The sequence below is a fragment of the Paenibacillus sp. J22P218 genome, assembly GCF_056269195.1.
Genome location: NZ_JBWDNL010000004.1, coordinates 297593 through 322744 on the forward strand (window position 1 = coordinate 297593; position 25152 = coordinate 322744).

General features: G+C 52.6%; 20 protein-coding genes. 9 read left to right on the forward strand and 11 right to left on the reverse strand.

The features are described from left to right. Positions 1–98: 98 nt before the first annotated feature. From AC0YN0_RS19465 to AC0YN0_RS19475, 3 genes are read left to right on the forward strand one after another with little or no spacing between them, the layout of a single operon-like run. The gene (locus tag AC0YN0_RS19465) at positions 99–581 is read left to right on the forward strand and encodes an Lrp/AsnC family transcriptional regulator (RefSeq protein WP_475822731.1); all 483 of its coding nucleotides are present in this window, start codon (positions 99–101) and stop codon (positions 579–581) included. A 3-nt stretch (positions 582–584) separates the two neighbouring features. Continuing rightward, positions 585–1223: a chromate transporter gene (locus tag AC0YN0_RS19470; protein WP_337100806.1), complete on the forward strand. Its 639-nt coding sequence runs from the start codon at positions 585–587 to the stop codon at positions 1221–1223. Continuing rightward, positions 1210–1755 carry a chromate transporter gene (locus tag AC0YN0_RS19475; protein ID WP_475822732.1) on the forward strand — a complete coding sequence of 182 codons (546 nt, stop codon included), beginning with the start codon at positions 1210–1212 and terminating at the stop codon, positions 1753–1755. Before AC0YN0_RS19470 ends, AC0YN0_RS19475 begins: the two co-directional genes overlap by 14 nt. Positions 1756–2066: 311 nt before the next feature. Here AC0YN0_RS19475 and AC0YN0_RS19480 read toward each other — a convergent pair whose 3' ends face one another. Both AC0YN0_RS19480 and yidC read right to left on the reverse strand, forming a co-directional pair. After that, the gene (locus AC0YN0_RS19480) at positions 2067–2891 is read right to left on the reverse strand and encodes a sugar phosphate isomerase/epimerase family protein (RefSeq protein ID WP_475822733.1); all 825 of its coding nucleotides are present in this window, start codon (positions 2889–2891) and stop codon (positions 2067–2069) included. 20 nt (positions 2892–2911) lie between these two features. Further along, positions 2912–3757 (reverse strand): membrane protein insertase YidC, encoded by an 846-nt coding sequence (gene yidC, locus AC0YN0_RS19485; RefSeq protein ID WP_475822734.1) that lies wholly within the window; start codon positions 3755–3757, stop codon positions 2912–2914. 463 nt (positions 3758–4220) lie between these two features. Between yidC and AC0YN0_RS19490 the strand changes: the two genes are divergently transcribed. Together AC0YN0_RS19490 and AC0YN0_RS19495 are read left to right on the forward strand one after the other, a co-directional pair. Continuing rightward, positions 4221–5735 (forward strand): ABC transporter substrate-binding protein/permease, encoded by a 1515-nt coding sequence (locus AC0YN0_RS19490; RefSeq protein ID WP_475822735.1) that lies wholly within the window; start codon positions 4221–4223, stop codon positions 5733–5735. Further along, complete coding sequence (locus tag AC0YN0_RS19495) at positions 5728–6450, forward strand: amino acid ABC transporter ATP-binding protein (RefSeq protein ID WP_475822736.1); 723 nt, start codon at positions 5728–5730, stop codon at positions 6448–6450. Before AC0YN0_RS19490 ends, AC0YN0_RS19495 begins: the two co-directional genes overlap by 8 nt. 62 nt (positions 6451–6512) lie before the next feature. On the opposite strand, the gene AC0YN0_RS19500 is transcribed toward AC0YN0_RS19495, so the two are convergent. The 5 genes from AC0YN0_RS19500 to AC0YN0_RS19520 form a co-directional block, all read right to left on the reverse strand. Continuing rightward, the gene (locus tag AC0YN0_RS19500; protein ID WP_475822737.1) at positions 6513–7610 is read right to left on the reverse strand and encodes a glycoside hydrolase family 88/105 protein; all 1098 of its coding nucleotides are present in this window, start codon (positions 7608–7610) and stop codon (positions 6513–6515) included. A 16-nt stretch (positions 7611–7626) separates the two neighbouring features. Beyond that, entirely contained in the window at positions 7627–8502 is an 876-nt protein-coding gene (locus tag AC0YN0_RS19505) for a carbohydrate ABC transporter permease (RefSeq protein WP_442049400.1), read from the reverse strand. Positions 8503–8521: 19 nt separating this feature from the next. After that, positions 8522–9481, reverse strand: a complete 960-nt coding sequence (locus AC0YN0_RS19510; RefSeq protein ID WP_475822738.1) for an ABC transporter permease — start codon at positions 9479–9481, stop codon at positions 8522–8524. 84 nt (positions 9482–9565) lie between these two features. Continuing rightward, on the reverse strand, positions 9566–11128 hold the full coding sequence (locus AC0YN0_RS19515; RefSeq protein WP_475822739.1) for an extracellular solute-binding protein: 1563 nt from the start codon (positions 11126–11128) through the stop codon (positions 9566–9568). Positions 11129–11352: 224 nt separating this feature from the next. Continuing rightward, complete coding sequence (locus AC0YN0_RS19520; RefSeq protein WP_475822740.1) at positions 11353–12915, reverse strand: extracellular solute-binding protein; 1563 nt, start codon at positions 12913–12915, stop codon at positions 11353–11355. Positions 12916–13059: 144 nt separating this feature from the next. Between AC0YN0_RS19520 and AC0YN0_RS19525 the strand changes: the two genes are divergently transcribed. After that, positions 13060–15363 (forward strand): AraC family transcriptional regulator, encoded by a 2304-nt coding sequence (locus AC0YN0_RS19525; protein ID WP_475822741.1) that lies wholly within the window; start codon positions 13060–13062, stop codon positions 15361–15363. A gap of 709 nt (positions 15364–16072) precedes the next feature. On the opposite strand, the gene AC0YN0_RS19530 is transcribed toward AC0YN0_RS19525, so the two are convergent. From AC0YN0_RS19530 to AC0YN0_RS19545, 4 genes are all read right to left on the reverse strand, one after another. Beyond that, positions 16073–18088, reverse strand: a complete 2016-nt coding sequence (locus AC0YN0_RS19530; RefSeq protein WP_475822742.1) for a GTP-binding protein — start codon at positions 18086–18088, stop codon at positions 16073–16075. Positions 18089–18191: 103 nt separating this feature from the next. Further along, positions 18192–18725 carry a YceI family protein gene (locus tag AC0YN0_RS19535; protein ID WP_475822743.1) on the reverse strand — a complete coding sequence of 178 codons (534 nt, stop codon included), beginning with the start codon at positions 18723–18725 and terminating at the stop codon, positions 18192–18194. A 784-nt stretch (positions 18726–19509) separates the two neighbouring features. Beyond that, a complete protein-coding gene (locus AC0YN0_RS19540) occupies positions 19510–20910 on the reverse strand; it encodes an MATE family efflux transporter (RefSeq protein ID WP_475822744.1) in 1401 nt (466 codons plus the stop codon). Between the two features lie 262 nt (positions 20911–21172). Beyond that, positions 21173–21469, reverse strand: coding sequence for a hypothetical protein (locus AC0YN0_RS19545; RefSeq protein WP_475822745.1), 297 nt, complete (start codon positions 21467–21469; stop codon positions 21173–21175). Between the two features lie 230 nt (positions 21470–21699). Here AC0YN0_RS19545 and AC0YN0_RS19550 point away from each other — a divergent pair, with 230 nt between their 5' ends. The 3 genes from AC0YN0_RS19550 (at position 21700) to AC0YN0_RS19560 (ending at position 25081) form a co-directional block, all read left to right on the forward strand. Next, entirely contained in the window at positions 21700–23811 is a 2112-nt protein-coding gene (locus tag AC0YN0_RS19550; protein ID WP_475822746.1) for a multicopper oxidase family protein, read from the forward strand. A gap of 132 nt (positions 23812–23943) precedes the next feature. Then, positions 23944–24447, forward strand: a complete 504-nt coding sequence (locus AC0YN0_RS19555) for a hypothetical protein (protein ID WP_337100789.1) — start codon at positions 23944–23946, stop codon at positions 24445–24447. A 133-nt stretch (positions 24448–24580) separates the two neighbouring features. Further along, entirely contained in the window at positions 24581–25081 is a 501-nt protein-coding gene (locus AC0YN0_RS19560; protein ID WP_475822747.1) for a hypothetical protein, read from the forward strand. The last annotated feature ends 71 nt before the right edge of the window (positions 25082–25152 follow it).

Here is a 25152-nt window from a genome sequence, read left to right on the forward strand (position 1 = left end):
GAATGAATTCCTGTTTATATTTATACATATGGTAATTATAAATAGATATTACACGACACCTTGAAATCAAATTTCATAAGGAAAGGGGAGTTGGTGACATGCAATCCAGACCATCCGAAGAGCATACCTCCGTCGAAATCGACGAGATTGACCGTAAGATTATATCAGCTCTCAATACAAATGGTAGAATATCTTACACTGACCTCGCAAAAGAAATCGGACTATCGCGCGTAGCTGTCCAAGCGAGAATTAATGCGCTGATGGATGCAGGCGTGATTGAGCGTTTCACTGCGGTCATTAATCCGGAGAAAATCGGCATTCATGTGTCGGCATTCTTTAATGTGGAGGTCGAGCCGAAGCATCTGCATGCCGCAGCCGACGTGCTTGCCATGGAGCCTTTCGTCACGAGTCTTTATCATATGACCGGTCCTAGCAAACTGCATATGCACGGCTTGTTCCGCAACAACCAGGAGATGGAGCAGTTCCTGAAGGAAAAGCTGTATACACTTCCCGGCATTATGGGCGTAGATTGCCAAGTGCTTATTAATCGGTATAAAAGCCGGATGGGAATGAGGCTTTAGACGATGGCGAATGCATTCCGTGATAATATGTATACGCAGTTGACATGGGCGCTTATGAAGACAGGCATTATCGGCTATGGCGGCGGCCCATCGGTAATTCCGCTCATTCGGTACGAAGCCGTGAACCACTATAAGTGGCTGGAGGACGAGGAGTTCGGAGAAATTCTCGCGATTGCCAATGCGCTGCCCGGTCCGATCGCGACGAAGATAGCTGCTTATCTCGGCTATCGGCAGAAGGGCGTGCTTGGCGCCATTGTCGCGGTGCTGGCGCATATCGTGCCTTCCGGCATCGCAATGATCGCGTTGCTCTCCTTCGTGCAATACTTAAGCAGTGCAGCGTTCGTGCAAGGCATGATCGGCGCGGTAACGCCGGTTATTGCGGTCATGCTTGGCATGATGGCGTATGAATTCGGCGAGCGTGCCGTTAAGGGGCTCGGCATTTACGTCGGCATCGGCTTCTTCGCCCTCTCGTTCGGCCTGCTTCAGGGCATTCATCTGCATCCTGCTATCGTCATTGTATTATTCCTAGGCTACGGAGCGTTTCACCTGAAGACGGTTGCTGCTATTAAGCGGAGAAAAGAACGCAAGCTGGATCAGCATAAGCCGCAGCAGAAGGAGGGCGTAACGCGTGGATTGGATTAATTTGATTATCGGCTTTTTTATCGCCAACGTGCTTGGCTACGGAGGAGGACCTGCCTCCATACCGCTTATGTATAGGGAAATCGTTACGAACCATCAATGGACGACGCCAACGGAATTTTCCAACATTCTCGCCCTCGGCAACGCGCTTCCCGGCCCCATCGCGACGAAGATCGCCGCTTTCGTGGGTTATGACGTCGCAGGCTTTGGCGGCTCGTTGCTCGCCCTCGCAGCTACCATCGTTCCGTCGGCAGTTGCGCTCATTCTGCTGCTGAAAGTGCTGCAGAAGCATCGCCAATCGCCGGTCGTGAAAGGGATGACGCTGCTGGTTCAGCCTGTCATCGCGATCATGATGCTGCTGCTCACTTGGCAGATGGCCGAGAGCTCCGTCGAATCGATCGGCCTCATTCAATCGCTGATTATCGCGGCGGTCGCCTTCTGGGCGATGCAATTCCGCAAGATCCATCCAGCCTTCGTCATTGTGGCCGCCTTCGTCTATGGCGGATTGGTTATCCCGCACTTAAACGTGCTTTAAGCAATACGAAGAAGGGGATGTCTCCCCGAGCAGACGTTTAGTCTGCTCAGAGGGACATCCCCTTCTTTTTTCTATTTCCGGCGTCAAATAGCGCAAACCTTTTTCGCTATTTGACTCATGGTGGACGATAAACGTGGAATAAAGAAAGTTTTTTTCGTTATTTTCGACTAGCAGGCGCCAATTGGTGCATTACCGTAGGTTGGGCAGGGAAATAGCGCAAATTCTTTTCGCTATTGGACACCTTTTAACCGCTTTAAGTAGAATAACGAAACTTTCTTGCGCTATACTCTTCCACCATGCACCTACCAGTCTTACACACGCCCGCGAATGCCTTCAATGTACGATTTGGAATGCGCCATCTGTTGCTCCTTAGCCTCTTCCATAACAATATGGACATGCGGCTTGTAACGGTTCAACAGCTTCATATACAGTTCGTAGTTCATTTCACCGAAGCCAGCAGGCGTTGTACCCAAGCTGCCGTCAGGCAGAAGAATACGGTCCTTCGCATGGGCGGCGATAATCCGGTCGCCGAGCAGCTCGAACGCCTCCTCGATCACCTCGTCCTGACGCGCGAAGTTGGACTCGTTCAGCAGATTGCCGGGATCGATCACGACGCCGACCATGGACGACGGCACTTCCTCCAGCATACGCGCCAGCTCCGGCGCCGTGCCGATCAGGTGTCCGCCCGCAGCTTCCAGCCCGACGTATACGCCCCATCGCTCCGCTTCCTCCGTTAGCTCCTCAAGCGTCGACTTCATAACGGCCCAATCCCGATCCGTATAGTCACCGCCCTCATTACGGCCCGTCTCGGCCGCAACCATCGGCGCGCCGAACTGCTTCGCATAACGAAGCAGCTCCTTGAACCGATTCACGTTGGCGCGGCGGACTTCCTCGTTGCGGTCGAACAAATGCACATAGCAGCCTAACACGGAGATCGAAACGCCATTCCGATCGAACTGCTCGCCAATCGTGCTCGCAAGGCCCGGGCTCAGATTGCCCGGCTTGCTGAAGTCGATTTCGCTAATCGCCTTCCATAACGCCAGCTGAACATGCGTAAACCCTTTCTCTGCTACTTTAGGGGCAAGCTCTTTATACGGCAAACTGCCGAACAGATGGGCTAATACACCAACGGACATTCGTTGCAACTCCCTTGAATTTACGCCTTCTGCCCCGCTGCCTTCGCATTCTCGGCTTCGGCCCCAGGTTTAGGCGCGTATATTTTTTTGGCCAAATACGATTGCGCGATCATGAACAAACCGCCGGTCACCCAGTAGAGCGAGATAGCAGCCGGAGCAGTAAAAGCGAATACCGTCATCATAATCGGAGACAGGTAACCGATGAATTGCATCTGCTTCTGTTGGCCCGTCATGTCCACGCCGATCTGCGACACTTTGAACTGGACCAAATACACGAGTCCGGCAAGAATCGGAAGAATATAATCCGGCGACCCCAGTTGGAACCATAAGAAGGAATGCTCCGCTAGCTCCGGGGTCAGCTTAATAGCCGAATACAATCCGGTCAGAATCGGCAGTTGAATCAGCATCGGCAGACAGCCGATCGCAAGCGGGTTCACCTGATGCTTCTGATACAGCTGCATCGTCTCCTGCTGCATCTTCTGCTTCGAATCGGCATCATTTTTGCCTTTGTACTTATCTTGAAGCTGCTTCATCTCCGGCTGGAGCGCAGCCATCTTCTCTTTCATTGTCGCTTGCGAGCGGTATTGTCTCATCATAAGAGGCAATAGCACCAAACGGATAATAATCGTAATCGCCATTACCGCGATACCGTAATTGCCGTCGAACAACTTAGCCATATACTGGATCGAAGCCGACAGCGGATAAATCACATAATGGTTGAAGAAACCAGGCGTGTCGCCGTCGATTGTGCCGCTAGCCGTACTGCAGCCGCTAACGAGCAGCAGCACAGCGAGCATAAGTCCGATCATAATGAAACGATTGTTCCTTAGAAAAGAAGTGAATCCATTGTTATTGTTTGTTGGCATGTAAATCCTCCTCGTTTGTTTGAGCTAGCGTGTACAAACGAGGCTTTACAGTCGGTTATGTCGTCATCCGGCGATTCCTTCCGCTTCTCTCTCCTAACAAGCCAGTGGCGAATTGGAATAGTCCGCCATAACGCTTCCGGATATAGCGGTAGCAGCAAGCTGACCACTATGCTTCCTTCCGTGAACGCATAAGCGTTCGTGTTCACATGAGATGCATACGCATAAGCGAACGAACAAAGTAAACTAATCGATAATAAGTAAGGAAATATATCATGCCATTCCAGTTCTAACAATGGATTCACCTCCCTTCCGTTTCCTTTTCGTTGTTATACGGCTTAAATTCGCGGCCGTTCCCTGCAAAAAAATAACACCTTGCCAAATAGTAATTTGGGTTGATGGAAATAGTAACGATAAGATATATTAACATAGTTGTAAATTCATAATCCATCTGAGAGAGGCAACCATGAGCAGACATAAGCTTAAACGCATCTATACGGCGCTATCCGCCGTCGCAATTTTAATACTCACCGTAAGTTTCATTCAACAGTCAATTCCTCGGCAGCAAAACGTACCCGGACTGAATGGGGACATCGCCTACGCGGCGCCTTCCGAAAGCAAGCCTAAGCTTATCATGGGCACATCGCCTGATTACCCGCCTTACGAGAGCGTGGATGCTCTTCATGGCGGAGAAATCGTTGGGCTTGATATCGATATAGCCAAGTATATCACCAGCCGCCTAGGATATGAACTGGAAATCGCGAGTATGGATTTCAACGGGCTTATCGCTGCTTTGCAGACGGGCCGCGTTGACTTCGTCATGTCCGGCATGTCCGTGACGGAGGAACGGAAGCAAAACGTAGATTTCTCCAACACTTACTACATCGCGCGCAATACCATCGTCTCCAAGTCCGACTTGCCTTACACATCCCCTGAAGCCTTAAAGGGCAAGCGAGTCGGCGTTCAGCTCGGATCGACACAGGATACATACGCTGAATCCCTTCAGGATGTAGAGCTCAAGAAGCTGAACCGCATTCCCGATCTCGTTCAGGAGTTGAAGACGGGACGCGTCGATGCTCTTATCGTAGAAGACGCCGTAGCGGTTGAATATACGAGCGCCAATCCCGATCTTGTCCAGCACTTCGTTCCGGCAACCGAGACGGAGGATGGATATGCCGTAGCATTTCCGAAGCAATCGCCGCTCGTCGGCGAATTCAATCGCGTACTCGCTGAAATAAGCCAGAACGGAAAGCTCGACGAAATGATAAAGCAATGGTTCGCGACAGAGGACGAGGATGAGGAATCCGGTGTCCTGAAGAAGCTGAACTTGGATTTCGGCATGCTCGCTCCATACGCCCCATACGTGCTTCGCGGCATTTACGTGACGCTGCTGTTCACACTCGTCTCAGCCCTGTTCGGTTTCGTCTGGGGTACGATATTGTCGCTGTTCAAAATATCAGGCGTTAAGCCGCTGCAATGGTTCGCGACCGTCTACACGTCGGTGTTCCGCGGGACGCCGTTGCTGCTGCAGTTGTTCCTGATCTATTATGCGACGCCGCAGTTGTTCCACTACGATATTTCGCCGTTGCTTGCCGCAGGTCTCGCATTCGGGCTCAATTCGGCCGCTTACTTGTCCGAGACAATCCGAGGCGGCATTATGTCCGTCGATCGCGGCCAGCGGGAAGCTGCCATGGCGCTTGGCATCCCATACCGGACGATGATGATCAGCATTATTTTGCCGCAGGCGCTGCGCTCCATATTGCCAGCACTCGTCAACGAATGCGTCGCCTTATTGAAGGAGTCGTCGCTCGTATCCGTAATCGGCGTGCAAGACTTAATGCGACGGGCTAACGTCGTCCAATCGATTGAATTCCGGGCGCTCGAAGCGCTGCTGTTCGTAGGCGTAATCTACTACGTGCTCGTGCTCATTCTGACATCACTCGCCCATCTGCTTGAAAGGAGGCTTCGCCGCAGTGATTAATGTAACGGATCTAACCAAAACCTTCGGCAAAAACCAAGTGCTAAAGGGCATCACCACTACCGTCGAACGCGGCGAGGTCGTTGCGCTGATCGGCCCTTCCGGCTCAGGCAAATCGACGTTTCTCCGCTGCCTGAACATGCTCGAGACACCGACCTCGGGCAGCATCGTCATTGACGGTACGGTCATCACCGACAAAGGAACGGATATCACAAAGGCAAGACAGCACATCGGCATGGTATTTCAACATTTCCATCTGTTCCCGCATATGACGGTCATCGACAACATTACGTTTGCGCCTTGCAAGGTGAAGAACATGCCGATCGAAGAGGCCCGCATCAAAGCGATGGAGCTGCTGAGGCGCGTCGGACTGGCCGACAAAGCGGACAGCTACCCGTCTAAGCTATCCGGCGGCCAGAAGCAGCGCGTCGCGATCGCCCGGAGCCTCGCGATGGAGCCCGATATTATGCTGTTCGACGAGCCAACGTCGGCTCTCGATCCCGAGATGGTGAAGGAAGTGCTGACTGTCATTCGCGGCTTAGCCGACAGCGGCATGACCATGCTCATCGTGACGCATGAGATGCGGTTCGCGCGCGATGCGGCAAGCACCGTCTACTTCCTCGACGGCGGCCGATTGGTAGAACGTTCCGAGCCCGCGAGCTTCTTCGCCAAGCCGCAAAGCGAACGAGCGATAAAGTTTCTAGAGCAGGTTCTCTAAATAGAAAAGAGCTGTCCTTGAAGAGCCAATAGCTAGCTCTCTAGGACAGCTCTTTGTCTATTCTATTCGCCTATGAGCTCCTGTATCTCGACGCACGCCATGACGAAAGCGCCAACGCCATGCAGATCATTCTCGCTCGTCGGACGAGTGACGTAATTCTCGTAATCGCCAGCCGACGTTCCAATGCAGATGTCCGGCAAAATAAATCGGCCCCGCTCGTCAACACGGCAAACCTTCGCCAGCCCCTCGAAGCCCCGCCTCGCCGCATGCAGGCCATCTTCGTCTATTAGCCCAAGCTTGTATGCCTTAGCTAGCGTATAGACGAACAAGCAAGTGCAGGACGTCTCCAGCCAATTGTCGGCCTGATGTCCCTTATCCACGACCTGATACCAAAGCCCGCTCTCTGCGTCCTGATATCGCATTAGCGCCTTGGCGAAGTCGGATAGCGTGGCGGCAATCAGCCCGCGACTTGCGTGCTCATCAGGCAATTCATCCATAAACTGGGCAATCGCAAGTCCATACCAGCCAAGCGAACGGCCCCAGAATTCAGGCGAACAGCCCGTCTCCTTGTCCGCCCACGGCATCCGGCCGCTCTCGTCCCACGCATGGTACAACAAGCCAGTCCGCTCATCATGCATATGCCGGTGCATGAGCCGTTCTTGATGCAGCGCCATGTCGCGCAATCCATTATCCCCGTATGCCCGAGCGTATTTCAAAGCGAAGACGCCGCCCATGTAGAGACCGTCCAGCCACATATTGTACGGGTACTTATCCTTATGCCAGAAGCCGCCCTCCGAGGTGCGGTTAAGCGTATGGAATAACGAGCGCAGCTTATCGGCCGCGGCGCGATACTTGCTTCCGCCGTTCCGCTCATCAAGGCGGAACAGCAATAAGCCTGCTTGAATCGCATCAAGCTCATCGCGCGCAAAGTAGAAGCTTCCATGCTCGTCGACCAATTGATCGACGTAACGCTTGATATATGCGTCGTATCGCTCGTCGCGATCCGCCTCCCACAGCATTTCCATGCCGCATAGGAAGACGCCCTGATGATAATGCCAGCGGCCTGCCGGAGGAAGCTCTTCCGGCAAGTACTCGCTCATTAACGAATCGCAGGCTGCTCTTGCCCATTCAATTGGCGTTGCAGTCGTCTGGTGTAACATGAATATGCTCTCCTCTCTATCCTTTGATCGAACCGATCAATGCGCCCTTGGCAAAATGCTTCTGCAGGAACGGATACACGGCCAGGATCGGCAGCGTAGCCACGACGATAACGGCCATCTTCACCGCTTGGTCCGGCGGCGGCACCGAGGAGTCCAGCTCCGAGCTATAGTCAAGACCGCTCGCCAATACGACGATCTGCCGTAGCAACACTTGAATCGGCCATTTGGCGCTGTCATCGAGATAGAGAATGGCGCTCAAGTACGTATTCCAATAGGTAACCGCATAGAACAGCGAGATCGTCGCGATGGCCGGCATCGACAAAGGCAGCACAATACGGAACAGGATGCCGAAGTCGTTGCAGCCGTCTATTTTCGCCGATTCCTCAAGCCCTTCGGGAATGTTCTGAAAGAAATTTTTCAGAATAATGAGGTTGAACGCGCTGATTGCCGATGGAATGATCAAGGCTAAGTAGCTGTCGATCATGCCAAGCTCCTTCACAACGAGAAACGTCGGGATCAAGCCGCCGCTGAACAGCATTGTGAAGACGACGAGGAACATGACGGCACGGCGGCCGTCCAGATCACGGCGCGACAGTCCGTAAGCCATTAACGCAGTCGTAAGCATGCTGAATACCGTTCCGACTGCCGTCACCCCTATCGAGACGCCCATCGCTCGGAAGATCGTATCGGTCGAAAATATAAACTTATACGCGTCCCAGCTCCATATCGTCGGGATGAGGATGAACTTCTTCATCGCCATCTCCGCGCTCGTCGTGAAGGAGCCCGCCACCACATGGAGGAACGGCAGCACGGTAACTAGCGCGATAATAGCTAGAAGCGTGAAGTTGACCGCCTGGAAGAGGCGTCCGCTTAACGTTTTGTCTTCTACCACTTGAGATTGCCCCCTTCCATTAGTAAACGCCCTCTTCGCCCATCTTCTTGGACAGCTTGTTGGCAAGCATGACCAGGACAAGCCCGATGAACGATTTGAAGAAGCCGATTGCCGTGGCATAGCTGAACTTGCCCTGCTTCAGCGCGGCCGTATACACATAGGTATCGATAATTTCCGCGACCTCGCGGTTCATCGAGTTGAGCAGCAGGTACACATGCTCGAAGCCAAGCTCCAGCACGTCGCCGATCTTCAGTATGAGCAGGATGACGATGACGCTGCGGATTGCCGGCAGCGTAATATGCCACACCTGTCTCAGGCGCCCTGCGCCATCCATTCTCGCAGCTTCGTAGAGCTGCGGATCAACCGAGGCGATTGCCGCCAAATATATGATCGTTCCCCAGCCCGCCTCGCGCCAGATGACCTGAATGATATAGGTCGGCCGGAACCATTCGGGGCTGAGCAGGAAATCGATTTTTTCGAAGCCGAAGAAAGCTAGCAATTCATTCACGATGCCGCCGTCCGACGTGAGCATGACAAAGCTGATCGAGACGATGATGACCCATGACATGAAATGCGGCAAATAAACAAGCGTTTGGAACGTTTTTTTGAAGAAGGATATCCTTACCTCATTCAGCATCAAGGCGAGCACAATCGGAATCGGGAAGAAGAACAATAGATTCATGCCGAACAACAACAGCGTATTGGTCAAAATATTAAGGAAATCCGGCTCGGTGAACAGTCGCTCGAAGTGCTTCAGTCCCACCCAATCGCTGCCTCCGACACCCTTGAACGGCTTGTAGTCCTGAAAGGCAATTGCAATTCCGAACATCGGAATGTATTTGAAAATAATAAAGTAAAACACGCCAGGCAATAACATCACGTAGAGCCACTTGTTTTTCCATAGACGCTTCTTCCATTCGCTGCTGCTCTTCTGCGGTATTCTGCTCGGCTTAGCCGCCTGGACAACCGTTTCCTGCATGCCATTCCTTCCTTTCCACGGGGAGTGAGAGGCCGCCTCCTGCGAAGGCAGCCCCTCCCTGCTTGAACAGTTGCGAAGCAACCGTTATTTCTGATAGGCTGCGTTAAACTCCTCGATAATTTGATCGCCGCCGCGTTTCTTCCAGTCCTCGACCGCTTTGTCGAAGCCCGCTTTGTCGATCGAGCCGTAGATGTATTTGTACGTTGCGTCTTTAATCAGCTCTTGCAGCTCTGTGCCCTTCTCCGTATACGTTGCGGAGTCAAGCGCCGCGGCTGGATCCTTGATCGCGATTTTCTCGTTCTCGACCGTCAGTTGCTCGGCTTTGATACGCGCCTCTAGATCGTGGAAGCCCTCGTAACTGCCGTTCGTCTCCGGCTCGCCGATCAGACTGTCTTTGAACCCTTTCACTTCGCGCTCCGTCAGCTCTTGATCGTCGCTAGCCTTGGCTTTGCCTTCAACGATGGTGTAATGCACCCCTTCCTTGCCCCAGAACATCATATTAGATACTTCCGGCGTCAGCATTTTGTCGAAGAAAGCGAGTATTTTCTTAAGCTCGGCCTCATCCTTGATCGCCGATTTCGGGAACAGCACGACGTTGTTGTAGCCGGGAATCGACCAGCTCGCAAGCGTTCCGTCAGGAGCGGCAACCATGCTGTGCGTATCGACAACAGCCGTCGGCACGTTTTTAACCAAATCCTTCACGAGCGTATTAACGTCGCTCATCGCACCGATGTATGCGCCGGCCTTGCCGCTCGTGAACAGGTTGACCTGATCCGTCTTGCTCGTCGCCGCGAAGTCGACGTTCATCGCTTTCGCATCGCGAACCCGTTTGATGAAGTCCATCGTCTCTACGTACTTCGGCGACATGAACTCCGGCTGCAGCTTGCCGTCGACGTCTTCCCAGTTGTTCGGCGTGCCGAACCAGGAAGCGACCGTCTTGAATGCGCCGTAAACGAGATCATTGCGATCGGCGAGACCAATCGTGTCCTGCTGGTTGTTGCCGTCCGGATCGCCCGTCGTGAATTTCTCCAGCATCGCGAACAGTTCTTCCGTGTTGGCCGGCGGGGCGATTCCCAGCTTATCTGCCCAGTCCTTGCGGTAGATCAATCCTTGTCGGGCCAGCGGGCGGCCGATGTAAAGCGAGTACAGCTTGCCGTCTACCTTCGTATTGTTCAGAATCTCTTCCTTCAGCTTGCTAAGATTCGGGAATTCGCTTAAGTAAGGTCCGATTTCCCAGAACTGACCGTCGCGGATTGCGCCTTTCATTTGAATAAAGGTAGCTTGGTTCTTCAGATACGTGACCTGCGGCAGCGAACCCGTCGCGAAGGAAGTGTTCAGCTTCTCCTCGTACGTATCTGCCGGGAAAAATTGATAAGTCAGCTTCGTGTTCGTCAGCTTCTCGATCTCATTCTTAATGGTGTCGGGCGGAGTCTCTGCGGTGTTAAGAGGAAGCATGATCGTAATCTCTGTCGGCGCCTCCGGCTCTTCCGGCTTCGCGGTCTCTTCTACCTTCGTTCCGCCGCTGTCTGCGGTAGGGTCCGGCTGTTCCTCGTTCGCGCCTTTATTGTTGTTGCCCGAGCAAGCCGCGAGCAGCATGGTGAATACGAGCACGACGCTTAACAGAATCGAATACGATTTTTTGTTCATCCTTCTTTGACCTCCAATTATCGTTATGGTTTGGTTGGTACGCTTCCAATCTAGCACCCGCCGCAGAAGTGCCGAAACAATCATTTGGCCATATGAGGAGTTGTCCGGCGCGTATCTGAGAAGATGATTATTGTCGGAGGAGATGATAACTGACTGGCTTTAACGGTACAAAAAAAGCCCGCCGCGTCACTAATGACGCAGCAGGCTTTGCTTTAGTACTATTGTTATTTCATAAAATAAGCATCCATATATTCCTTGGCAATCTCATTGCCGCCTTCGCGACGCCAACGATTCACTTCTTCGTCGAAGCCGCTTTCGCTCAGATGCCCCAAAATATAATTGTAAGTCGCGTCGGACACGATTTTGTACAGCTCCATGCTCTTCTCGTCGTACGTTTTCGATTCCAGCCCGATTGTAGGGTCTTTCACGAGAAATTTCTCGTTATCTGCGCTAAGACGCTCCGCCAGCTCCCACATCGTCTCCTTCTCCGCCGCCTCCAGCACGTTTGGATTGCTAAGATCCGCAATCATTAACGTATAAAGCGCTCCGACATCCGTAACGCGCAGCTGCGACGTTTCCTCCGGCAGTACGACCGACTGCCCGCTCAGCGTATAATGCATGTTCAAGATACCGTAGCGCAACAGATTTGCGACATCCTTATCCATCGAACGATCGAAAAAGGCGAGAATGTCCAGCAGCTCCTCCTCGGTCCGAATCGCTTTCTTCGAGAACAAATACAATCCGTTGTAATTCGGTATCGACCATACCCGGTAGCCCGCTGGGCCTTGAATCCGGTTCACAAGCGCAAACCTTGCTTGGGGGTTGATCTGCTTCGCTTCGTCCGATAGCCGCTGCACATCCGTCATACTGCCAATGTAGACGCCCGCAGCGCCTCGGATCAGCTTATCGCGCTGCACCTCCTTGCTCGTTACGGCAAAGTCGGCGTTAATCAGCTTTTCCTCATACAGCCGCTTCATGAAGTTCATCGTATCCTTGTACGGCTTCGTCTCGAATTCCGGAATGAGCTCGTTGCCCGAAGCCGATAGCCCCCAGTTGTTCGGCGTCCCGAAGTAGGAGCTGAGCGTCTTGAACGCGCCGAATACGAGGTCGTTGCGATCGGCTAGCCCCACCGTATCCTGCTTGCCGTTGCCATCCGGATCGTTCACTGTAAACTGCTTGATCACTTCGTATAGCTCGTCAAGCGTCGAGGGCTTGTTCATTCCCAGCCGATCGAGCCAATCCTCGCGAATGATGACGCCCTGCCTGGAGGACGGCCTCTCCGTATAAAGACCGTATATGTTGCCGTCGACCGCAGCCTGCGCCAATATATCGGCATCGAGATGCCGCAAATTCGGAAACTGTTCCAAGTAAGGTCCGATCTCCCAGAAGGAGTCGGAACGAATCGCGTTTTTGATAAAAATATAATCGGTGTGCTTCACGAAGGTCGCCTTCTTCAAGGAGTTCGTCGTAAGCGACGTATTCATCTTATCGGTATAAATACCGTCCGGCACCCAATTGATATCGAGCGTCGTATTCGTCAGCGCCTCGATCTGGGCGATTATTTCGTCGCTGGGCGGATGCGGAAAGTGGAGCGGAGCCATTATCGAAATCGGCGTCCGATCATCCTTGCCTGCGGCTGGGTCGGCGTTCGGTTTGCCGCTGCAGGAAGCGCATACAATTGCAATTATTAGAAAAAATGCCGTCCGTTTCAATAGATTGCCTGGCCTGTTCGGCTTCTCTTCTATCATCGTAATCCCCCTTACAATATCGAGCGCAGTATGTGCCAATAGCTGTTTCCTGCTTGCCCCGGCAGGCTTTGCACGTCATAATCTAAGCAAATGATTATCCAGCGATGAGATGATTATTGTCCAGTCCGCCGATGATCACTAAAATAATGACTATATCTATATTCAGATAGGGTGATGGGTACCGTGCGATCTTTAACTTTTCTAAGCAAGATGACGATGTTCGGGGTTCTGCTCAGCACGCTTCCCGTTATTTTTATCGGCGCATTCTCCTACTTTACTTCTTCCAAGGAAATACAGAAAAATGTAAACGAAGGAAAAATGCAACTGATTATGCAAATTAACTCAAATGTAGAGCAGAAACTGACGACTGTCAACCACACGCTGAATCAGGTCATTAACTCCACCGTGCTCAAAAAAGCGATGAACCGCCCGCTAACCGCCGACGACTTCATGCTGTACGACGACCTTCGCAACGAGATTCGGCATATGCAATCGTTCGATACGAAACTGGAGGATGTCATCCTCATCAACGACCGCCACAACTGGATGGTGAAGAACTCCGGGCTGTACGCTTTTAAGTCCTATGCCCAATATGAGGAGCTGGCCAGCCTGATGCAGGTGCCGGAGAGCACCTCTTGGGTGCTTAATCCGTCCGAATGGTTCTACAGCGAAGAGAATGCGAACAATGCATCATGCAGCTACAGCATAAGCCTCGTCAAAAAGTTCCCAACGACGGGCCTTGAGAAATACGGGCTTGCGCTTGCCAATATTCCGACCTGCAGCCTGCGGGATCTGCTCGAGAGCGACGGAGACAACGCCTCCAGCATCATGATCGTTGACGATCAATATCGCATTCTGCTTCATCCCGACCAGCAGCTTATTGGCAAACCGATTAATGTAAGCGGTTTATTAATGGGGCAGCTGTCGCAAAGCGCCGGCCAATTCACCGCCGTTCTGGAGCAGAAGGACTATGCCATTACGTATTACCGCTCCGACTTGAACGGATGGACTTACTTATCCGTGACATCCATCGCCAGCATGACGAAGGAATCGAAAAAGATTGGCTTTTATACGCTTTATATTTGCCTGTTCATGCTCCTGCTGTCCATGCTGCTGGCATGGGTCGGCTCACGGCGCATGTACTCGCCGATTCAGCTGTTGCTGAATCAGATCGGCGAGAGACTCGGCGATATTCAGAAGCGGAAGTCGAACGAATTCCAGGCGATCGGCGAGCAGGTCCATCGTCTGTTCCAGTCGAAATCGCAGCTCGAGAAGGAAGTCAGCCAGCATATATCGCAGGTGCGCACCTTCTTCCTGATCAGGGCGCTGCAAGGAAGCGTCAAGCAAAGCGAGCTGAACGAGAAGCTGATTCAGTTCGGTTACGGCGTACAGCTTGACGAATGGAAGTCGATGGCCGTCATTACGCTGCAAATCGATTTCTTCGAGAACAGCCGCTATTCGAAGCAGGACTTAGAACTGCTGTTGTTCGCCGTCCACAACATCATTGAAGAGCTTATTCCGTTTGGCCAGCGGCTCTCTCCGGTCATTATGGACCATACGGTCGTAACTGTGATCGGCAGCGTCGAAGACGACCGCGCTGAGTTCCATAACTCGTTGTATGCGATCACGGAAAATTTGCAGCAGCAAATAACGAGCTACTTGAGCGTGCAAGCCAGCATCGGCATGAGCCTTCCGCTTAGCTCCTTCGCTTCGCTTCCGATCGCCTATCGCGAAGGATTGGAGGCGCTCAAGCATCGCATGAAGCTTGGAGAAGGCATCATCATCCAGTACGAGAACATTAACGCGGGCAACCCTTATTTGAAGTTGAACTATCCGTCGCATATCGAGAACGAGCTGATGGATACGATCAAGCTGGCGGAGAAGGACAAATCGAAGGAGCTGGTGAAGCTGTTCCTCCAAGCGGTATTCAGCGTGGAGTCCTCGCCGCAGGAATACCAGATTCCGCTCGCGCGGCTGCTGAACAATCTGCTTATTGTCATGCAGGAGTCAGGGGTGAGTTTGAAACAAATTCATCCGATGAAGGGCTCGCTGTTGGAGGAGTTGCTGGAGCTGCGGACAGCTGCGGAAATTGAGGATTGGTTCTGGACGAGAGCGGTTCTTCCGATGGTCAATATTTTCAAGGATCGCCAAGAGGCGCAATATCATAACATTTCGGAGAAAATCATTGATCTCGTCCAGCATCATTACGATTCCGATCTGACGCTGGAGGAATGCGCGTCGAGATTGCACTACAATGCCAACTACTTAAGCAGCGTTTTCCGCAAGGAAACCGGTTATTCCTTCAGCGAATACTTGTCGATGTACAGGTTCAATATGGCGAAGCGTTGGCTGGCTGATTCCGAGATGCCGATCAAGGACATCGCCGCCAAGCTGCGGTACAACAACCCGCAGAACTTCATACGCTCCTTCCGCAAGCAGGAAGGTATCACGCCGGGGCAGTACAGAGACAAGAAACGGACCGGATAATGGCGCTGTAACAGCCTGAACTCGAGCTAACTGAAGCTCTCCCACTGCAGCCATCGAATTAGCGGCCCAAACTGCCGCTATTGGCCACGCTTGCATAGAAAATGCACGGAAATAGCGAAAAAAACTTTCGCTATTTCCTCCCAACACCCCAACCCCGACCAGAATAGCGCAATGTTTTTGCGCTATTCTCCGTCGTAGGCGCTCCACACTCCCTGCTGAACGCCTCATATACAGAAATAGCGAAAAAACCTTTCGCTATTTCCTCTAAACACCCAAACCCGACCTGAATAGCGCAATGTTTTTGCGCTATTCTCCGTCGTAGGCGCTCCACACTCCCTGCTGAACGCCTCATATACAGAAATAGCGAAAAAACCTTTCGCTTTTTCCTCTAAACACCCAAACCCGACCTGAATAGCGCAATGTTTTTGCGCTATTCTCAAACACAGGCGCTCCACACTTCCTGCTGAACGCCTCATATACAGAAATAGCGAAAAAACCTTTCGCTATTTCCTCTAAACAACCCAAACCCGACCTGAATAGCGCAATGTTTTTGTGCTATTCTCAATCACAGGCGCCCCCCCACTCCGCTATGAACGCCGCATCTGTCCCAGACTGGCGCAATTGCCGTTCCAACGTTCAGCGGGTGAACCAAGCATGATTAGTTAGACTATGTATGAGCCGATTGAGCTTGAGTAGAGCTGAAATTCCACTAAGACTGTGCGAGAGCCTTGCGAACATACAAAATATATTTCGACTGGTCAAGCGGGTTAACGCCGGTACGCGTTCGCTCAGCCTGCACGTCGGGCGGGGATTCCTGATAACCTGCGAAGAACGTCGACATGACGCCGCGTCCTTTCGTAAGCGACCCGAACCTCGCCGGGAAGTCGAGCGACGTCGCCACGGGCAGTATGCCTTCGATCTCCATCCGCTCGCCCCGCATCTCGGGCGAATCGAATTGTCCTCGCATCTGAACGAGCTCGTTCATGATCTTGCCGCCGGTTTCCTCCGGTACTGACAACCGGAAACGAACCATCGGCTCCAGCAGCTTCACGCCGGTGCGCGCCAAGCCATCCATAATCCCCATTGGCGTAGCAACCGCGAAGTCAAGCGGATGCGTATGCCATACATGATGCTCGCCTTCCAGCAGCGTCACCTTAAGATCGGTCACTTCCCAGCCGAACAGCCCTTGCTGAAGCGCCTCAGGCACTCGCCTTGCGACCTCGTTCTGATAGCTCTCCAGCAGCCGCTCCGGCCGGGCGAGCGAGGCGTAGACAAGCCCGCTGCCTAGCTCGCCGGGCTCAATGCGGAAGCGAAGGATCGCCCAGCACGGCTTCGGCATCGTATACGCGATGAAGCCTTCGCCTGTCTTGGCCGGCGTCTCCTTATAGATGACAGACGGCGCTCCGAAGTCCACGGCAAGGCCGAAGCGGCTGCTGAGCACATGGGTCAGCACCTCAACCTGAATCGGCCCCATCACCTTCAGGTGCAGCTCACGCTGCTCCTGCAGCCATTGCAGATCGAGCAGCGGATCTTCGTCCGCCAGCTCATGCAAGGCGGCGACGACGGCGGTATACTCCGCCTCGTTCCGCCACCGGACCTGCACCGTCAGCAGCGGAACAGCCATCCGCGTCTCAACGGGCACATAAGCAGCGCTGCCGATGATATCGCCGATGCGCGCCTGATTCCACCCGCATACGGCGGCAATATCGCCTGCCGTCAGCATCCCGACGTCCTCTGACCGCTGTCCGTCGATCTTCCTTATTTGCGTTACCTTCTCGTCAATCTCCTGCGTCACATTGCGAACCGAATCGCGATTGCGTACCGTTCCGCTGTACATGCGAACATAGGCGACACGCCCCATCGCCGGATCGCGCTCGATGCGGAAGACGACGCCGGATACCGGCCCATCGGCTACCCCATCAGCAGGAGGCGGAGGCAGCAGCCGGGTCATCGCATCCATGAGCGGCTCAATGCCGATTCCCTTGTTCGAGGCTCCGAACAGCACGGGAAACAGCTGACCGCGGCAAGCCCACTCACCTATAGCAGCGCGCAGCTCTTCTCTCGGCAATTCGCCGCTCTCCATATACTGCAGCAGCAGCGCCTCATCATGCTCAGCTGCCGTCTCCACAAGCAATTGCTCGAATCGTTCGGCATCCGCACTTCCCGCCATTGACGCTTGCACCGCCATCAGATCCCTGCTGCCGGCGAAGCTATCCTCGGCTCCAATCGGAAGCTGCACAGGCGTAGCCATTCCCGACAACAGCCGTCTGATCTGCAATACGGTTCGCCAAGCGTCCGCGCCTACCCGGTCCATCTTATTCACATACAGCAGTGTCGGAATTCCGCGTTCCCGAAGCGCGTGCCAAATGACTTCCGTCTGTGCCTGCACGCCTTCCACCGCCGATACAATAAGTACCGCTCCATCCATTACCCGAAGCGAACGCTCTACTTCCGACAGAAAGTCGACATGGCCCGGCGTATCGATCACATTAACCGTCACGTCGCGCCAAGTGTAACGCGTTGCAGCCGCACGTACCGAAATGCCCCTCGCTCGCTCCACTTCCATCCAATCCGTCTGCGCCGTGCCGTCGTCCACGCTGCCCAAGGCACGTATCCGTCCGCTATGAAAAAGGATTTGCTCCGTCGTTGTCGTCTTCCCTGCATCCACGTGCGCGAAAATACCAATATTCCGAATTCGGGCGCGTTCCCCGTTATTATGCACCATGAACCATATCTCCTCGTCTGCCTGATCATACGCCTATCATAATATAAAAACAAAAAACAGCCTACCGGACATTTGCCCGATAAGCCGTTCATAAACGATTCGATTAAGCTGCAATATTCGCTTCGATCTCGATCGAAATCTTAACTTCGTCGCCGATCAGTACGCCGCCCGTTTCAAGCGCTGCGTTGTACGTCAAGCCGTAGTCGCTGCGTTTCAAGCTGCCTGTTGCGCTAAAGCCTACTTTCTCATTGCCCCATGGATCTTTGCCTGCGCCTTCGAAGCTCGCTGCGAACGACTCCGAGCGTGTTACACCATGCAGGCTTACGTCGCCCGTGATGTTGTATTCGCCGTCATCTGTTTTCACGATGCTCGTTGCTTTGAATGTCAGAGCCGGGTACTTCTCCGTCTCGAAGAAGTCGCCGGAACGAAGGTGTGCGTCACGGTCGTTATTGCGCGTATCTATGCTCGTCAGGTCGATGCTGAAGTCGATCTCGGCCGAAGTCAGATCCTGCGGATCAGCAACGATGTTAGCCTCGAAGGTGTGGAAGGTGCCTTTTACTTTTGCAATCATCATATGCTTTACGGAAAAGTCCACCGCGCTGTGTGAAGTGTCTACTGTCCAATTTGATTTTGCCATTTTAAATTCCTCCATAACGTCATTTATAATTTACTTACATTTAACTATATACTAACTTTAATAATGTTTATGACTTCATAATAGTTGGTTCTCCTGAATTTGTCAAACGTATTTTTGGCGTTTTTTTAACTTTTTTTCGTAAAAAGTCCGTAGCTCGTCTGCCCTGAAAAAAAACTACGATCGACCAATTAGCATACAAAAACCTGCTCCTGCTAACGGACAGCAGAGTTCCTTATAAGCCTTATTGACGAGTTTAGCTGTTCTTACGGACATATAAGACTCTAACAGGTGTGTCTGGCAGCGAAATAGTTTCGATTGGTGCAGTTAGGGTCTGTGGCGTCCATAACGATGTAGCAGCGGCCGAATAATGGCCAATAGTGTCCTATATGTCCGTTAGCCATGGTAAGCCATCCAAAAAAACTACCACTACTGCTAACGGACATTAGAGGTCCTTATAAGCCTTATTAACGATTTAAGCTGGTCTTATGGACACATAAGACTCTAACAGGTGTGTTTGGCAGCGAAGTCGCTTCGATTGGTGCAGTTAAGGTCTGTGGTGTCCGTAACGATGCAGCAGCGGCCGAATAATGGCCATTAGTGTCCTGTATGTCCGTTAGCCATGCAAACAAACAACTAAGCGTCGTCGCTTCAGAAGAAATCCAGCAAAGTACCTTCAAGAGGCAGAAAACAGATACTGTACGTTAATTGGTCAGTTGTAGAAAAAAAAGACCGTCGAAGCAGCCTGCATCATGCAGTTTGCTTCGACGGCCTAAGCCCTGTCTTTCTATACAGTTGTCTCCTTCGCAGACGCTCCGGTCGGCTTGACGATCGCATGCCGCTCCCATGCCCGGCTCCGCCAGCGGAAGAACATAATAACGGCGCGAAGCCATTCATCCGACGCAATCGCCAGCCAGATGCCCGCCAGTCCCATGTCGAGCTGGAACACGAAGAAGTAGCCGAGCGGCAAGCTCATGCCCACCATCGTGAACATACCGATCCATAGCGGGAACTTCGCGTCCCCCGCGGCTCGAAGCGAGTTGACGAGTATAATGTTGATCGTCCGCCCCGTCTCCAGCACGATGCTAAGCAGCAGCACGTTCGCCCCTAGCCGGATAATCTCCTCGTCGTTCGTGAACATGCTCATAAGCGGCTCGCGGAAAAGCATCACAAGCACAACCGTAATGAGGGTGAACAAGCTCGCATAACGAACGCTGCTGAATACGCGCTTATAAGCATCGTTCTGCCTGCCCGCTCCAACGAGCCGACCTACGATGATCGAGGTTCCCATGCCGATCGCAAAAGCGAACAAATACGTGAACATCGAGATGTTCGACGCGTACTGCCTTGCCGCCAGCGATGACGCTCCGAGGAACGTCGCGTAATAGAGAAAAATAATTTGGCAGGTCTGGTACATGACCTGCTCGAAAGCCGATGGAATGCCGATCTTCATAATGTTGCCGATATACGTCTTCGACAGCGAGAAGTAATACCGAATCTGCACCCGGACTTCCATAATACGATAGAGCAGCCAGAAGAAAATGAGAAGCGCAAGAAACCGGCTGACAACCGAAGAGATCGCCGCACCCTGCACACCCATCTCCGGAAAGCCAAGCTTGCCGAATATGAGCGCGTAGTTGCCAATGATATGAATCACGTTCATGCCCAGTGAAACATACATCGCTTCCTTCGTATATCCGTGTACTCGAATGATAGCCGAAACCGAGTTAATGATTGCCTGTAAGAAGATCATGCCCCCGACAATCGATAAATAGCTGCTTGCGTAATCCAGAATCTCGCCTTGCAAATTAAGCCGCTCCAGGAGAGCATGATTGAACAACAAGAACAATCCGCTTATGATCAGGCCGACAATCAGGTTTAGCGTGACCGCTAACGCCGATATTTTGGCCGCCTCAATAAACTTCTTCGAACCGATATACTGCGCAACGACAATCGATGCCCCGTTCCCGATGACTTCCAATATAAGAATCGCAATATGCAAATACTGATTCGATGCTCCGACGCCCGATACCGCATTGTCGGATATCGCGCTCAGCATGAACGTATCGGCTATGCCCATCAGCATAAATAGGAAAATCTCCAAAAATATCGGCCATGTGAGCATAAATAAATTCAGCTCGCTGGACCTCGCCTTTCCTTGTCCATTCTTCGTCTCTGCGTTAGTCAAGATGTCACCTTCTTCCGAATACGTTGCTCAAAGCGAAACGGCTAACGTCATCCTTTGGTGGCGATGCGCGTTACAATCCGTTGCACGGTGAAACAAAAGCAATCCGTATCGTAGCACACCTGCGCCCTTTATGCACTAAACAATATGTAATTTACCGTAAATCAAAATATGGCTCTGTTGATAAACACGCCAAAAAGGCTGCTTCTCCGTGCGATGACGTCCGGGAAACAGCCCACTTATTTTATTAAAATGATTGCCATCATTAGTCCGTTTCTGATTCATCCGCTTCTTCAGCGGCCTCTGCTTCCTCTTCCGCTGCTGCTTCTTCCTCTGCAGCAACTTCTTCCTCAGCAGCAGCTTCTTCCTCAGCAGCAGCTTCTTCAACTGCTTCTTCCGACGCTTCCTCGGATGCTTCTTCCTCAGACGCTTCTTCCGCTGCAGCTTCTTCCTCTACGGCTTCCTCGTCGGCAGCAGCAGCTTCTTCAGCTACAGCCTCCTCCGATACCACCTCAGCGGCTTCTTCCGCAACTACCAATTCAATCTCTTGTTCTTGGCTCATTCCATTCACCTCCTGCTTCTTATTACCTTAATTGTAGCGCTTTCATAGAAGTTCACAAGAGGTGTATATTGTCGTTTAATAGGAACTATTTCCGCTATTTGTAGAGGCTCCGTCCATTCGTCAAAATACTAGACGCAAGTCTAGTGAAGGCCTAAGACTATCGACGGTTTTGGGCGTTGCCTGCAGCGGATACCATTTAATAAAAGAATGATTATTGGAGGCTGTCGTCTATGTTTTCTATCTCTATTAACACTGAGCTTGGCGCGCTTATGCTGTTCGTCCTATTCGCCCTTATCGCGGCCAACAAAGCTTCCAAGCTTATCTATTACAAGACGGAGAAGGAGCTTCACAAGCGTACGCGCAAGCTGTATTTCTGGACGGTGTCACTCACGGTCCTCGCTTCTATTATGGCTGCGGCGGACATCTTCCTCGCTTTGAACGCGCATCCGCTCCTCTGGCTGGACCGTCTGCTGCTACGCACGCCGCTCGCCGCCGCAGCCGTCCTCTTCCTGTGGTTCGGCGCGATCCCCCGGGTACGCATGCTGCTCGCGCGGACACGGCCGCAGACAGCGGCTATACCCGACATGTCGCGACGCAGGCAATCGACTGAGCCGTTGCTTGTAGCGCCTTACCATTTTGCCGCGCTGACCGGTGCGGGTTTGTTTTATTTTGCATTCGTGCCGCCGATTCCGTTCGCCTGGTCGTATATTACGATTCCATTAACGCTGCTTACGGTGCTCGCCTGCTTCTTATGGATGCTGCAGTCGAGCCGCAACCGCAAGGCGTCCGAGTCAGCGGAGGCGTTCTCCTATCGCCCGTGGAGCCGGAGACTGCGTCTTACAGGCACGTTCGCAGCCGTTGCCGCGATCTGCAGCGTCCCGCTACTGACCGCTATGCAAGGCAGCAAGCTGCCTGATCGGCTGAACATGATGACAGGCGAGCCTGATTACGGCATTGCCTCATCTGTGGAGCCAGGGCATAACCATAATCATAAGGACAGCGTTCCAGCGCTGGCTAGCGCCACCGCTGCGGATGTCCCCGTCACCGAGCTAACCGGACCGCAATCAGGCAAGGCCGACCGCAAGTACACGCTCACCGCTCAGAAGAAGAACGTGCAACTCACCTCCGGCCGCACCATCGAGGCATGGACGTACAACGGCCAAATTCCGGGTCCCGAGATCCGGGTGAAGCAGGGTGAGCTTGTCGAGGTGACGCTGCTGAACGAGGATATCGAAGGCGGCGTAACGCTTCATTGGCATGGGCTTGATGTTCCCAATGCCGAGGACGGAGTAGCAGGCGCGACGCAGAACGCCGTCATGCCCGGCGGGAAGCATACGTACCGATTCATCGCCGAGCAAGTCGGAACGTTCTGGTATCACTCGCATCAGAACTCGAAGGAAGCCGTGCAGAAGGGCTTGTTCGGTGCGCTAATCGTCGAGCCCGATAAGGATACTCACGCCGAAGCTTATGAAGATATTACGATCATGACGCATGTGTGGGATGGTGCTGGCATGGCGATCGGAGCAAATGATACGCTGCAGAGCAAAGCGATAGCACCGGGAACCCCCGTCAAGCTGCGGCTCATTAATACGCAAGACTGGGTAAGACAGTCGTTCATCCTTACCGGAACGTCGTTCCAAGTGGTCGCGATTGACGGCACAGATCTGCATGAGCCCGGTGATCTTCTCGGTGAGCGACTAGAGCTCATAACTGGAGCACGTTATGATGTCACCTTTATTATGCCTGATCATCCCGTCCTGTTAAGCATCGGCCAGAACAAAAAGCTCGGCTTGCTTATGAGCCAAGACGGAAAGGCCGAGCCGCCCGCCATTGCGAAGACGAAGACCGTATTTGATCCGACACACTACGGCACAGAGACGGAGACCCCTTTTGGCCCGGACAGTAAGTTCGACCGTGAATTTACGATGATTCTGGACAATCGCTTTGCCTTCTATAACGGCGGCTTCGCAGCTTACGATACGATTAACGGCCAAGTATTCCCTAATACGCCGATGTTCGTCGTGAAGGAGAATGAGCTCATCAAGACCACGATCATAAACCGCAGCTCCGTTGACCATCCGATGCACCTGCACGGCCATCATATGCTTGTCCTGTCGCGCAATAACGAAGACGTTACAGGCAGTCCGTGGTGGTCGGATACGCTAGACGTTGCGCCGGGGGAAGTGTACGAGGTCGCTTTCCTCGCCGATAATCCCGGCTTGTGGATGGATCATTGCCACAATCTGCAGCATGCGGCTGCAGGCATGACCATGCATCTTATGTACGAGGGTGTTACCTCGCCGTTCGAGGTTGGCACGGAGGCCCATAATCATCCCGAATAATATTGCCTACATTGTAAAGAGAACTGGACTTAAGTCCAGCACTGCAAACTACCCGCAGCATGAGGACAGGTTTTTGACAACTATGATATGCTAATGACAACAAATTGAAATCAGATTGGAGTGTTCATTCGAATGAATGCAAGAACCATTAGCGGTGCGGTGCTGCTCCTGCTCGGCGTCGTCCTGTTCCTGAATCAAGGCGAATCGTTCGGTCCGGGCAAAATATTCGCTTACTTCTGGCCATCCCTCTTCGTAATCCCGCTAGGCCTATTCTTCCACTGGATGTATTTCTCGATGCTAGGACGCAGAGGCATCGGCGTATTGATTCCTGGCGGAGTATTGTTCACGGTCGGTATCATCTGCCAATTCAGCATGCTCTTCGACAGCTGGGGATATATGTGGCCGGGATTCATTTTGGCTCCAGCGGTCGGCTTGTTCGAATTCTACTGGTTCGGCAACCGAAACAAGTGGCTGCTTATCCCAATCAACATTCTGACCGTTCTGTCGTTGCTGTTCTTCGCCGTCTTCTCGCTAGGCACGCTGTACAACAAAATTTTGTTCAGCCAGCCGCTTATCGCGATCGCCCTCATTATCATCGGGGCATTGACGTTGATCGCCAAGAAGAAAGACATTTAACAAGCCATCGAAGCGAGGCGCCAAGGCCGTAGCCGTCCCTACCCGGATGACTGCGGCCTTGCCTGTTGTCGCATAGAAGCCGGTATATCGTGTACAATGATCGATATACTCATTTCAAGGAGGCTCTACGCCTATGCTTTCTTTTGACCAAAAGCTATCCATCATCCAATCGTTCGCGGAGCTCACGCAGCATAACGTCTCGCTTGGACGCGTCAACTTCCACTTCGAAGACAGCGCGCATGAAAAGAAGACCGTCGTCTACCACCTGCATCCGAACGGCAACGGCTTCGTATTCGCCGGGCTAGTGAACGGCGTGACGACCGACGACAAAGGCATGGTCAACATTCGCGATTACAACGAAGCCGAGCTTCGCGCGTTGATTATGAAATCAATCACTTCTCTCGCGACAACGCCGAGATTGCAGGCCGCAGCTCCCTCCAAGAGCAAGTCTGCCGGGCGCAAGCCGCCGAAGGAAGAGAAATGGATCGGACCTGACAATGCGACGCTTACACTGCTATTCGAGGACGATCTATGGTATGTATACTCCGGCCTAAACCTCGAATCGGCGTTCGAAACGTATGAAGAGGCTGAGCAATATTTAGACGAGGAGCAGTTTACTCGAGCGTTACTTTAGCCACCTAGAAATCTCCAATTTATATCCGCAAGTTAAAAACAGGATTTTGGCCTCCCAGCGTCTAATTGTTA

Coding starts and splice junctions, on each gene's coding strand:
- AC0YN0_RS19465 (WP_475822731.1), top strand. CDS start 99: ATGCAATCCAGACCATCCGAAGAGCATACCTCCGTCGAAATCGACGAG.
- AC0YN0_RS19470 (WP_337100806.1), top strand. CDS start 585: ATGGCGAATGCATTCCGTGATAATATGTATACGCAGTTGACATGGGCG.
- AC0YN0_RS19480 (WP_475822733.1), bottom strand. CDS start 2,891: ATGTCCGTTGGTGTATTAGCCCATCTGTTCGGCAGTTTGCCGTATAAA.
- yidC (WP_475822734.1), bottom strand. CDS start 3,757: ATGCCAACAAACAATAACAATGGATTCACTTCTTTTCTAAGGAACAAT.
- AC0YN0_RS19490 (WP_475822735.1), top strand. CDS start 4,221: ATGAGCAGACATAAGCTTAAACGCATCTATACGGCGCTATCCGCCGTC.
- AC0YN0_RS19500 (WP_475822737.1), bottom strand. CDS start 7,610: ATGTTACACCAGACGACTGCAACGCCAATTGAATGGGCAAGAGCAGCC.
- AC0YN0_RS19510 (WP_475822738.1), bottom strand. CDS start 9,481: ATGCAGGAAACGGTTGTCCAGGCGGCTAAGCCGAGCAGAATACCGCAG.
- AC0YN0_RS19515 (WP_475822739.1), bottom strand. CDS start 11,128: ATGAACAAAAAATCGTATTCGATTCTGTTAAGCGTCGTGCTCGTATTC.
- AC0YN0_RS19530 (WP_475822742.1), bottom strand. CDS start 18,088: ATGGTGCATAATAACGGGGAACGCGCCCGAATTCGGAATATTGGTATT.
- AC0YN0_RS19535 (WP_475822743.1), bottom strand. CDS start 18,725: ATGGCAAAATCAAATTGGACAGTAGACACTTCACACAGCGCGGTGGAC.
- AC0YN0_RS19545 (WP_475822745.1), bottom strand. CDS start 21,469: ATGAGCCAAGAACAAGAGATTGAATTGGTAGTTGCGGAAGAAGCCGCT.
- AC0YN0_RS19550 (WP_475822746.1), top strand. CDS start 21,700: ATGTTTTCTATCTCTATTAACACTGAGCTTGGCGCGCTTATGCTGTTC.
- AC0YN0_RS19555 (WP_337100789.1), top strand. CDS start 23,944: ATGAATGCAAGAACCATTAGCGGTGCGGTGCTGCTCCTGCTCGGCGTC.
- AC0YN0_RS19560 (WP_475822747.1), top strand. CDS start 24,581: ATGCTTTCTTTTGACCAAAAGCTATCCATCATCCAATCGTTCGCGGAG.